Origin of the sequence: Microcystis sp. M53602_WE12, assembly GCF_030065455.1 — a bacterium.
In the GTDB taxonomy this organism is placed as follows: domain Bacteria; phylum Cyanobacteriota; class Cyanobacteriia; order Cyanobacteriales; family Microcystaceae; genus Microcystis; species Microcystis aeruginosa.
Window position 1 is genome coordinate 1 of the sequence record NZ_JASJFB010000847.1, and the last position, 10419, is coordinate 10419.

Below are 10419 nucleotides of genomic sequence, written 5' to 3' on the forward strand. Positions count from 1 at the left end.
GACACCCCCCTTATCAAGGGGGGCAGGGGGGATCCCCCCGCCTATCGGCACCCCCCTTATCAAGGGGGGCAGGGGGGATCGAACCTAAAATCCATTTTTAATTTATAGCGTTTCTGATTCACAAGAGGTACATTCCCGATCCTGAACAGCTTAATCAGCAAAGGTTTAAGTGTGCCGCACAGATGCGAGAACCGCTATAATTATAACCAGCTACTTACTTAGGGTTACAGTTAAATTATTCTGGGTCTCGGTGGCTTAGTCACTAATCAACTCAGACACAGGACAAGAGAGCCATTCTAAATAATTATTACTCAATTCTTTCACGGCTAATTCATAGAACCTCTGACCGTGTTCGGGAGTGGCTAAAGCAGGATTGGAACCCATACGACCATCGGGGTAGTTTTGGCGAAAATTAGCCGCACCGTAAATACCATGACCAGAAGCCACTTTTTCCGATAAAAAGGCATTTTTAAGGCTCTCAGGGTAAAGATACTGAGTTAACGCCACTTCGCTCGGTGTAGCGTGAGAACCTTCCTGATCTCCATACAATTCTTTGGCTAAAAGATAAACTTCTCGCACCATAAACCAGTTGGCCACTTGACATTTAACCTCGTTTGTGTTAAGCAAATTGAGGGAATCCAAATGATAATAGGTTTCCGCAAAAGCGGCTTTTAGGGTGGCAATATTGCCCCCGTGACCATTAATAAAGAAAAATTGACGAAAACCCGCTCTAGCTAAACAAGTCACATAGTCGAGGATGACTTGAATCAAAGTGCTAGGACGAAGACTAATTGTACCCGGGAAAGCCGTGTGATGTAGGGCCATACCGACATTTAAGGTGGGTGCTACCATTGCTCGTACCTGTTTCCCCACTCCTTTAGCGATCGCCTCCGCACATAGAGCATCTGTACCAATTAGTCCCGTCGGCCCGTGTTGTTCCGTGGAACCAATAGGAATAATAATTCCCTGAGATTGTTCTAGATAGGATTCCACCTCTAACCAGGTGGATAACTGTAATAACATTCGGCTCTACCCCCCCGAGTGCAGGTTGACCAATTGAGATAAAATTAGGACGAATAATCAAGTATTTTTATGTTAACCCTTGACACCCCCCCCTTGTCGGCGAGTACGGATTTCGTTCCCAATCATCGGATTTTAATCGTTGAAGACGAAGAAGTGATTCGGGATATGATTATTTTGGCTTTGGAAGAAGAAGGTTACGAGGCGCTCGGTGTTAGTGATGGTCGCGTTGCCCTAGAATTACTGCAAAGTCAAGAATCTAATCACGGTGAGTCTCGTTTTGATTTGGTCGTTTTGGATTTAATGTTACCCCAAATCAACGGTCTTGATATCTGTCGTCTGTTGCGCTATCACGGCAATATTATCCCGATTTTAATCTTAAGTGCTAAGGCCAGCGAAACCGATCGAGTTTTGGGTTTAGAAGTAGGTGCCGATGATTATCTGACTAAACCCTTTAGTATGCGCGAATTAGTCGCTCGTTGTCGCGCTCTCATTCGTCGTCAAGGATTTACTTCCCTAGCTGCCGCTCCCGTGCGAAAATTCCGCGATGTTCTTCTCTATACCCAGGAATGTCGGGTGACGGTGCGAGATGAAGAAATTAACCTTTCTCCTAAAGAATTCCGTCTCCTCGACCTATTTATGAGTTATCCGCGCCGAGTTTGGTCAAGAGAGCAGTTAATTGAACAAATTTGGGGGCCAGATTTTTTAGGAGATACCAAAACCGTCGATGTTCACATTCGCTGGTTACGGGAAAAACTAGAAATCGATCCCAGTCAACCGGAATACCTGATTACTGTACGCGGTTTCGGTTATCGTTTTGGCTAGGTGAGCGATTATATTTTCCCGATTAGCGATCGCCGCTCGCGCAGACAATGACTATTTTCGCTTTTATTTTCGGAGTAGTTTTAGGTTTGAGTATTTGTTATTGGCAAGTCTCACGCTTAAATAGAGAGTTAAAGCGAACCCTAAGCGCTCTCTCGGATTCGGTGGATTTGTCGGCCTCTTTTCCCGTTACCTCCCTGGTGCGTCGAGAATTACAGTTTCTCTCCCAAAGTCTGCAAGAGCGAGAAAAGAGCTTAGAAATTCAGAAATCCTTGCTAGAACTAGCGCCGATCGCCTATCTTCATATAGATACCGATAATCAACTACTCTGGTGTAATCAACAGGCAATTAATCTCCTCAAACTCGATCGCTGGCAGCCAGATCAAGTGCGTCTGCTGCTGGAATTAGTGCGATCCTACGAATTAGATCAATTAATTCAAGAAACTCGCCAAAAACAGAGTCCACAGGTGCAAACTTGGACTTTTTACCCGACTAATTATCCTGTCAACCCCATTAGCGATCGCCAAGTGATTGCTCCTAAATCGATTGCCTTGAAGGGTTACGGTTATCCGCTGCCGGAAGGTGAAATCGCTGTATTTATCGAAAATAGACAGCCTTTAGTCGAATTATCGCAAAATCGCGAGCGAGCTTTCTCTGACTTAACGCACGAGTTACGCACTCCCTTAACCTCCATTTCTCTCCTTACCGAAGCTTTACAAAAACGCCTCCAAGCTCCCGAAAGACGCTGGTTAGAACAAATGGCGAAAGAAGTGGAGCGTTTGAGCCAATTAGTCTGCGATTGGCTAGAAATTAGTGAATTACAAGCGGATGCGGGGCGCTCTTTACAATACCAGATGATTAATCTAGAGGACCTCATCAGCGCCGCTTGGCAGACTGTCACCCCAATAGCCGCCCAAAAACAGATTAGCTTAGATTATTCCTCTCCGGTGGATTGGACGCTGGAAGTGGATCACTCTCGTCTGCTGCAAGTTTTCCTGAATCTCTTTGATAATGCCATTAAGTATAGTCCCGATCAGGGGAAAATTCGCCTAGAAATTCGGGAAATATTCGATACTATCGGGGAAAAATGGCTGAAAATTGACGTTATCGACAACGGGAAGGGATTTAACGAAGCGGATCTACCCTACGTTTTTGATCGCCTCTTTCGTGGTGATCCTTCCCGCACCCGTCAAAAACAAGGCACAAAGGATTATAGTACCGGTTTAGGTTTATCGATTGCCAAAGAGATTATTCAAGCCCATGGCGGTTCGATCGTCGCTCAAAATGATCCTAACACCGGCGGCGCTCGCCTACAAGTCACTCTCCCGCGTCAAAAAAAGGAGGTGGGGTGATGGGTGTGGGGTGTGGGGAGAAAAAAAATCTGTCAAGTTCTCTGGACAACTGTACAAAATCGAAAATTTTCTTGTTATCACTGTAGAGAAAGAGTAGTTTTATGTTAAGCGAATCCGACCGTGAGCCTATCCAAAGAAACCAATCATCCCGATCGCACCTATTTCGCTCGTTCTCTCCAGCGATTGGAACAGGATGTGCTGAGAATGGGCACCTTGGTCGAAGAATCCTTTCGTCTTAGCCATCAATCCCTTTTTGCTAGGGATTTGGAAATGGCGAAAAAAATCGCCCCCCTTGACAAGGAAATCGATCGCTACTACCGTCAAATCGAGTTAGATTGTGCCACTCTCATGACTCTACAGGCTCCCGTAGCCCAAGATTTGCGGCTTTTAAGTGCTTTTATGCAATTAGTGCGCGATTTGGAACGTATCGGCGATTATGCCAAGGATTTGGCTGAAATAGCTCTCAAATTATTCGCCTATACTCCCCACGATTGTATGGGTGAGATCGAGGCTATGTCCCACCATGCCCAGTATATGTTAGCCACGAGCCTTGTTGCTCTGGCCGACCTCGATCAAGAAGCAGGTCCAAAGGTGAAAGAACTAGATAATACGGTCGATCGAGCCTATGATTATCTCTATCACACTCTCGCCCATCAAAGAGATATCAAGGGTGTGGTGGAACCAATCCTGCTGATGGCTTTACTAATCCGTCATCTGGAACGCATGGCCGATCACGCCACCAATATCGCCCAAAGGGTATCCTACATCGTTACCGGACAGAGAGGCTGAGGGTGTGGAGGCTCCTGAGATGATTTCTCTCGAACTCTGGCCCCCGCTTTTAGCGTTTACGACTCAGGGGGTTGAAAATTTCACTTAACCCCTCTCCCAAGAGGGATAAACCCACCACCATCGTGGTCATCGCTAATCCGGGGAATAAAGTGGTCCACCAGATACCTGTAGATAAATCCGCCAAAGCTTCCTTGAGATCATGACCCCATTCAGGCACTTCTTCCGGTAATCCTAAGCCTAAAAAGCCTAAACCGCCTAAAACAAGGATCGCATCCGCCGCGTTGAGGGTAAAAAGAACTGGGACACTCTGGACGACATTAAAGAAAAGATATTTTGATAGTATCCGGCTAGGACTGGCACCGATCGCTCGCGCCGCTTCGATAAATAACTCATTTTTAACGCTGGCGGTTTGATTTCTGACCACGCGAAAATATTGGGGAATATAGGCAATGCTAACAGCGATCGCTACATTGAGGATACCACGACCCAAGACGAAAGCGAGAGCCACCGATAATAATAACCCCGGCAAGGTGTAGAGGGTATCCATGATAAAGAGGAGAACGCGATCGATCTTACCCCCCAAATAACCGCTAATTAACCCTAAAGGAACCCCGATGACTAAAGATAATCCTGTGGCCAAAAATACCACGGACAAGGCCGCCCGGGCCCCGAATAGGGTGCGGGAAAAGACATCATAACCGCGCACATTCGTCCCGAACCAATGGGCAGAACTGGGGGCTTGTAGGGGATAATTGCTTAAAATGTCGGTTGGATCCTGAATCAGTCCGATCGCTTGCAGAAGGGGCGAAAACAGGGCAATCAGGATAAAAATAATTGTCAATACCAACCCAACCCCTAGGAGTTTAGTGGTTAGGTTGGGTTTCAGAAAAGGATCGATCGGCAATTTAACAGGAGTCATCGACAAAATTTAGCCATTGCATAGAACGCTAATTGTACAAGAGCAGTGTTTTTTCAAACAGCCGGGGCCGAAACGACCATAAACCAGAGTAAGACTGCTAAAGCTAAAACAGTTAGTTTAATCAGGATATAAAGCAGTCCGTTGGGATAAAGGAGATCGTGAAACATATTACCTCCTTGGGAGAGTAGCGATTGTCCCTCTCTATCTTTGATCTTAAGTCTTTCTTTGTTCAGCTGACGCACAACTTAACAAAACGTGCGATTATAGGGGAAAAGATTTTTTTCACTAGCTATGGCACTACTGACCACGGGAAAACCATTTATTCGCGATCTGGAACAATACGGTGCTTTAGGGGTTTACGCACCCTTAGAAGGGGGTTACGAGGGACGCTATCAAAGACGTTTACGGGCCACCGGTTACAATGTCCTGCATATCACCGCTAGAGGTCTAGGGGATTTAAGTGCCTATCTTACCGGCATTCATGGAGTCCGTCCCCCCCATTTAGGTAAAAAAAATATTGGTCGGGAAGCAGCCGTTGGACCGGTTTATTTTATTCCTCCCATTGCTACCTATCAATTGGAAAATTTACCCCCCAAATCTAAAGGTTTAGTGATTTGGATTATTGAAAGTTTTGTTTTGTCCTCGGAAGAAAAACAATACTTAATTAATCTTAGTCAACAGGAACCCCGGTTAAAATTTGTCCTCGAATTGGGTGGGGAAAGATATTTCCGTTGGCAACCTTTGAGCAAATCTTTAGTCGCTGCCTAAATTACCGAAATAACACGGTTATTGAAATATCTCCCCCTCAAACCCTCTCCCCGGAGAGGGAGACTTCATTTATTGAGAGTTTGTTGTTCCTTTCTCACCCTTTGGTAGCTATTCATTTAAGTAGGGAGGCACAATTCTTTGTAGGATGGGTTAGCGGTAGCGTAACCCATGCGGGAGTTGGGTTTCATGCTTCAACCCAACCTACGTTCATCTTATATTTAATTCCACCCACCCACTTAATTTTCTTAATTTCGCGAGTTGGCCTAGGTGAATTTGCCATAATATGGGATATCGTTGCCGCAAAAAACCTAGGAGTTAAATCGTGACAGTGAGAGTTCGTATTGCCCCCAGTCCCACGGGAAATTTACACATTGGAACAGCACGCACAGCCGTGTTTAACTGGCTTTTTGCCCATCATCACCGGGGTAAATTTATCTTGCGCGTGGAAGATACAGATTTAGAACGTTCTCGACCAGAATATACGGAAAATATTCAAGCGGGCCTACAATGGTTAGGACTGAATTGGGATGAAGGTCCTTTTTTTCAAACTCAACGCCTTAATTATTATCGTCAGGCTATTCAAACCCTGCTCGATCGAGGTTTAGCCTATCGTTGTTATTGTACCCCAGAAGAATTGGAAAAAATGCGGGAAGAACAAAAAGCCCGCAATTTTGCCCCCCGTTACGATAATCGTCATCGTTATCTCACCCCCGAACAACAAGCTCAATTCGAGCAAGGGGGGAGAAAAGCAGTAATTCGTTTTATTATTGACGATGATCGAGAAATTATTTGGCAGGATTTAATCCGGGAAAAAGTTATCTGGAAAGGTAGTGATTTAGGGGGGGATATGGTGATCGCTCGTACCTCGGAAAATGGGGAGGAAAACTTCGGTCAGCCTCTCTATAATTTAGCGGTAGTTGTTGATGATATCGATATGGAAATTACCCATGTTATTCGTGGGGAAGATCACATCGCTAATACGGCTAAACAAATTCTTTTATACGAAGCTTTGGGGGCAAAAGTGCCGGAGTTTGCCCACAGTCCTTTGATCTTAAATCAGGAGGGTCGCAAGTTATCTAAACGGGATGGAGTCACTTCGATCGATGATTTCCGAAAACTGGGTTTTCTGCCGCAAGCTTTGGTTAATTACATGACTCTCCTCGGTTGGACTCCTCCCGATTCCACTGAAGAAATTTTTACCCTTGAAACGGCCGCAGAAGTGTTTAGTTTAGAACGGGTAAATAAAGCGGGGGCAAAATTTGACTGGACGAAATTGGATTGGATTAATAGTCAATATCTTCATCGTTTAACCGGTGAGGAATTAGTGCCTTTACTTCTCCCTTACTGGCAAGAAGCAGGGTATAATTTTGATGCTGAAACCGATCGAGCTTGGTTGATCGGTTTGGCTACTCTCATCGGTCCGAGTTTAACTCGTTTAAGCGATGCTGTCGCTGAAAGTCGCTTACTTTTAACCCCTGTGGCGAATTATAATCAGGAGGCTTTGAGTCAATTACAATTAGAGGGAGTTAAGGATATTATCAAGGATATTCTCGCCGCTATTACTCCCGATTTGACCGGAGAAGCTGCTAAGGGAATTGTGGAGACAACCACTAAAACCCATCGGGTTAAAAAAGGTCTGGTGATGAAGTCTCTACGCGCTGCTTTGATGGGGGAGTTACACGGTCCGGATTTAATGCAGTCTTGGCTACTTCTCAATCAAAAAGGTTGGGATCTATCCCGTCTTCAGCAAGCAGTAAATAGTTAAATTGATTGGCTATCAGTTATCAGAAAATTTCTTGTATATTAGGGTTGACAAATGCCCTAAGATTGCTATATACTTTCTAGTATAATGGGAATCCGTGTCGCCCTGCATACCCTGCTCGTGATCGATTGACCAGTATTAAAGTTAAAAACCCGGAGGTGGGTCAAACTTCCTGCTAGGGGGACTGAGGGGACAGGGGCGGATTTTTCCCCTAGCTGTCAGGGACGATCTAGAAACTTTCTTAATTTTTAGGCATTATCCGCAACTTTTCCCTAAATATAGATTTGTTAATCTCCTGACAAAAACCTATGGGTGAAAAAAAACGAATTGGAATTCTCACCAGTGGTGGCGACTGTGCGGGTTTAAATGCCGCCATTCGTGCCGTTGTCCACCATGCCAGTGGCAATTATGGCTGGGAAGTGGTGGGTATTCGAGAAGCAACTAACGGATTAGTTAGCCGTCCCCCCAAAACCACGATCTTTGATATTGAAGGAGTCGATCGCCTGTTAGTGATGGGGGGAACGATTCTCGGTACTACCAATAAGGGGGATCCCTTCGCTTTCCCGATGCCGGATGGAACCCTGATCGATCGCTCTCAGGACATCATCGACGGCTATCATAGTCTGGGACTGGATGCCCTGATCGGCATCGGTGGCGATGGTAGTCTGGCGATTTTGCGCCGTATCGCCCAACAGGGAGGCATTAATCTGATCGGTATCCCCAAAACCATCGATAATGATGTGGGAGCTACAGAAGTCTCCATCGGCTTCGATACAGCTACTAATATCGCCACAGAAGCCCTCGATCGCCTCCATTTTACCGCCGCTAGTCATAACCGGGTGATGATTCTAGAAGTTATGGGTAGAGATGCCGGCCATATCGCCCTGGCTGCCGGTATTGCGGGGGGGGCTGATATCATTCTCATTCCCGAAATTCCCTACCGATTAGAGAAGGTCTGCGAGAAGATCCGGCAACGGCAGCGTATGGATAAACAGTTTTCTCTGATTATTGTCTCCGAGGCTGTGCGTACCGAAACTGGCAATCGCTTAGTGCAAAAGGAAGCCCTAGGGGAAGATCGTCTCGGGGGTATCGGTCGCTATTTAGCCGAAGAAGTTGCCAGGGAAACCGGGGCCGAAACGAGAGTGACTTTCCTGGGCCACATTCAACGGGGGGGCATTCCTTCTCCGATTGATCGCTTACTGGGGGCGGCTTTTGGCGTGGCGGCCGTAGATTTGATCGCCAGGAGGGAATTCGATCGCATGGTGGCCTGGCAAAATCGGCAAGTGGTCAGTGTTCCCATCGAGGAGGCGATTAAAACCTATCGCGTCGTCGATCCCGAAGAAACTTTAGTCAAAACCGCCAGGGGTTTGGGTATTTGTCTAGGGGATTGAGATTAAATCTAGGGGAATCGGTGCGAGAATTAACCCTTAAGTATCGCCCTTTCCCCACCGATTAAAATTACCCCTCAAATAAAGAAGTTATTTCACCATTAAGATAACTGCTGTAATTAACTTCCGTTATGGCATAAAATTACAATATCTATTAAATTTTACCCTATCGGTACAAAAAATCTTTTTCTACCACAAGAAACTACTTTTGAGCAATTAATTAATAAAATTTAATAAGTAGAAGCACAGGCAAAAAATAAAACCCCCTCAACTGACTGAATGAAGGGGCATTTATGGTATTTTTGTCAGCAATTTAGCCTACTTTTATGGTTTGAGTTTGCGCTTGAGGGTTGAAGCTGCGCCGAGAGTGCCGAGAGCTAGGAAGCTGAGGGTTGAGGTTGGTTCGGGAACTGGTGGAATCTGTGTCTTCAGGCTAAGAATAAAGCTTCCACCATCCCCAGCAAGTGTTAGGCTAGGATTTCCCCTTAGCTTAATGTTCAAGGCGGAAAAAGTCCCCAATAACTCCACAGAACCGTAAGCGGAACGAGTACCAGTAGTCGGAGGGGGAGTGAAGGGAGAAAGACCAACGCCAGTAAACGGATTCGCATCGGCGATGATTTTGTTCGTGGTATCGACTGTTAAGCCATCGCCGCCACCACCGTTACCGCTCACTAAATTGAGTGCGATCGAACCATTGCTCGGATCAGAAAAATCATAGATCATCCCGTCAAGATTGGCAACGTGAAAGGTGGGATTGGTCACGGGCGAGCTAAACTGAATCTTTAAAGTCGCAGTCTGGCCAGTCTGATTAAACATTGTATAACCTACCCGATCACCTAAACTTTGGGATGGAGTATAGATGCTGCTGTAGCTGTATTGAGGGGTAGTATTATCGATTGTTGTTCCTTCCCAACTTGTTGGGTTAATACCTGCAATCGTAAAGTTAGGTCCGCCACCAGCGAGTATAGAACCTGTAACGTTCACTCCCCCTAGGGTTCCCGCGAATGTTCCTGTGCCAGGTCCCCCAGAGGTAAAGGTATTCAAGTCAAGGAAAACTACTGCTGCTTTCGCTTGGGGGGTCGCAATGAAGATACTGCTTGTGAGCGCAGTGATGGATAACAGTGAAACAAATTTCATTTTTTAGTGGTTTTAAGATAAACGCCACAAACTATACACACTTATCCCCCCCCCGTTGTATCAAAAGCTACAATTTAATAAATCTTTACATTCTTCTCCCTAGTCCCTCGCCTTCGGGAGCGATAGGTTAGCATAGAGTGGGTGAAAACAATTTTTCTCCATTGATTTCGGGTATCTCATGCGTATTCAATGGGATGAAGCCAAACGACAGCGAGTTTTAACAGAACGTGACATTGACTTCACTCGGTTAAACGATCTGCTTTACCTATAATGTCGGCTTGAAGGCTCTCGGTTTCACCTCGGAGATGAAAAGTTCCGCCAGCATAGAACAGCACTTCGACAGGCTCAGTGACACGAAGCACGACTAAGAATAACTCTAATCTATAGTTGCCAATTTAATTTTAGTATGCTAGAGTAGTTTGCGTGGTAGGTCGATAACGCAAAATGTTTGTTTTAGAGTAC

At 45.6% G+C, this 10419-nt stretch carries 10 protein-coding genes; 6 read left to right on the forward strand and 4 right to left on the reverse strand.

Going from position 1 to position 10419, the window contains the following annotated elements; translation table 11 throughout:
• Positions 1–255: 255 nt before the first annotated feature.
• Positions 256–1023, reverse strand: a complete 768-nt coding sequence (locus PX482_RS25835; protein WP_002759708.1) for a creatininase family protein — start codon at positions 1021–1023, stop codon at positions 256–258.
• 69 nt (positions 1024–1092) lie between these two features.
• Here PX482_RS25835 and PX482_RS25840 point away from each other — a divergent pair, with 69 nt between their 5' ends.
• The 3 genes from PX482_RS25840 to phoU all read left to right on the forward strand — a co-directional run bounded on the left by PX482_RS25840 (position 1093) and on the right by phoU (position 3983).
• Positions 1093–1845: a response regulator transcription factor gene (locus PX482_RS25840; RefSeq protein ID WP_190380615.1), complete on the forward strand. Its 753-nt coding sequence runs from the start codon at positions 1093–1095 to the stop codon at positions 1843–1845.
• Between the two features lie 47 nt (positions 1846–1892).
• A complete protein-coding gene (locus PX482_RS25845) occupies positions 1893–3194 on the forward strand; it encodes a sensor histidine kinase (protein WP_002759706.1) in 1302 nt (433 codons plus the stop codon).
• Between the two features lie 120 nt (positions 3195–3314).
• Positions 3315–3983: a phosphate signaling complex protein PhoU gene (phoU, locus tag PX482_RS25850; protein ID WP_002759704.1), complete on the forward strand. Its 669-nt coding sequence runs from the start codon at positions 3315–3317 to the stop codon at positions 3981–3983.
• Between the two features lie 49 nt (positions 3984–4032).
• Here phoU and PX482_RS25855 read toward each other — a convergent pair whose 3' ends face one another.
• Positions 4033–4902: an ABC transporter permease gene (locus tag PX482_RS25855; RefSeq protein ID WP_288123205.1), complete on the reverse strand. Its 870-nt coding sequence runs from the start codon at positions 4900–4902 to the stop codon at positions 4033–4035.
• Positions 4903–4955: 53 nt separating this feature from the next.
• A complete protein-coding gene (locus PX482_RS25860) occupies positions 4956–5144 on the reverse strand; it encodes a hypothetical protein (protein ID WP_002759701.1) in 189 nt (62 codons plus the stop codon).
• Positions 5145–5193: 49 nt separating this feature from the next.
• Between PX482_RS25860 and PX482_RS25865 the strand changes: the two genes are divergently transcribed.
• From PX482_RS25865 to PX482_RS25875, 3 genes are all read left to right on the forward strand, one after another.
• Positions 5194–5670, forward strand: a complete 477-nt coding sequence (locus tag PX482_RS25865) for an NAD(P)H-quinone oxidoreductase subunit N (RefSeq protein ID WP_002735370.1) — start codon at positions 5194–5196, stop codon at positions 5668–5670.
• 322 nt (positions 5671–5992) lie between these two features.
• Positions 5993–7435 carry a glutamate--tRNA ligase gene (gene gltX / locus PX482_RS25870; protein ID WP_002759700.1) on the forward strand — a complete coding sequence of 481 codons (1443 nt, stop codon included), beginning with the start codon at positions 5993–5995 and terminating at the stop codon, positions 7433–7435.
• A gap of 305 nt (positions 7436–7740) precedes the next feature.
• Positions 7741–8823, forward strand: a complete 1083-nt coding sequence (locus PX482_RS25875; protein ID WP_272083489.1) for an ATP-dependent 6-phosphofructokinase — start codon at positions 7741–7743, stop codon at positions 8821–8823.
• Between the two features lie 321 nt (positions 8824–9144).
• On the opposite strand, the gene PX482_RS25880 is transcribed toward PX482_RS25875, so the two are convergent.
• The gene (locus PX482_RS25880) at positions 9145–9957 is read right to left on the reverse strand and encodes a PEP-CTERM sorting domain-containing protein (protein WP_288056433.1); all 813 of its coding nucleotides are present in this window, start codon (positions 9955–9957) and stop codon (positions 9145–9147) included.
• Between the last annotated feature and the right edge of the window lie 462 nt (positions 9958–10419).

What these genes read in the sequence shown, in the direction of transcription:
- PX482_RS25835 (WP_002759708.1), bottom strand. Translation starts at nt 1,023, where the DNA reads ATGTTATTACAGTTATCCACCTGGTTAGAGGTGGAATCCTATCTAGAA.
- PX482_RS25840 (WP_190380615.1), top strand. Translation starts at nt 1,093, where the DNA reads ATGTTAACCCTTGACACCCCCCCCTTGTCGGCGAGTACGGATTTCGTT.
- PX482_RS25845 (WP_002759706.1), top strand. Translation starts at nt 1,893, where the DNA reads ATGACTATTTTCGCTTTTATTTTCGGAGTAGTTTTAGGTTTGAGTATT.
- PX482_RS25855 (WP_288123205.1), bottom strand. Translation starts at nt 4,902, where the DNA reads ATGACTCCTGTTAAATTGCCGATCGATCCTTTTCTGAAACCCAACCTA.
- PX482_RS25865 (WP_002735370.1), top strand. Translation starts at nt 5,194, where the DNA reads ATGGCACTACTGACCACGGGAAAACCATTTATTCGCGATCTGGAACAA.
- PX482_RS25875 (WP_272083489.1), top strand. Translation starts at nt 7,741, where the DNA reads ATGGGTGAAAAAAAACGAATTGGAATTCTCACCAGTGGTGGCGACTGT.
- PX482_RS25880 (WP_288056433.1), bottom strand. Translation starts at nt 9,957, where the DNA reads ATGAAATTTGTTTCACTGTTATCCATCACTGCGCTCACAAGCAGTATC.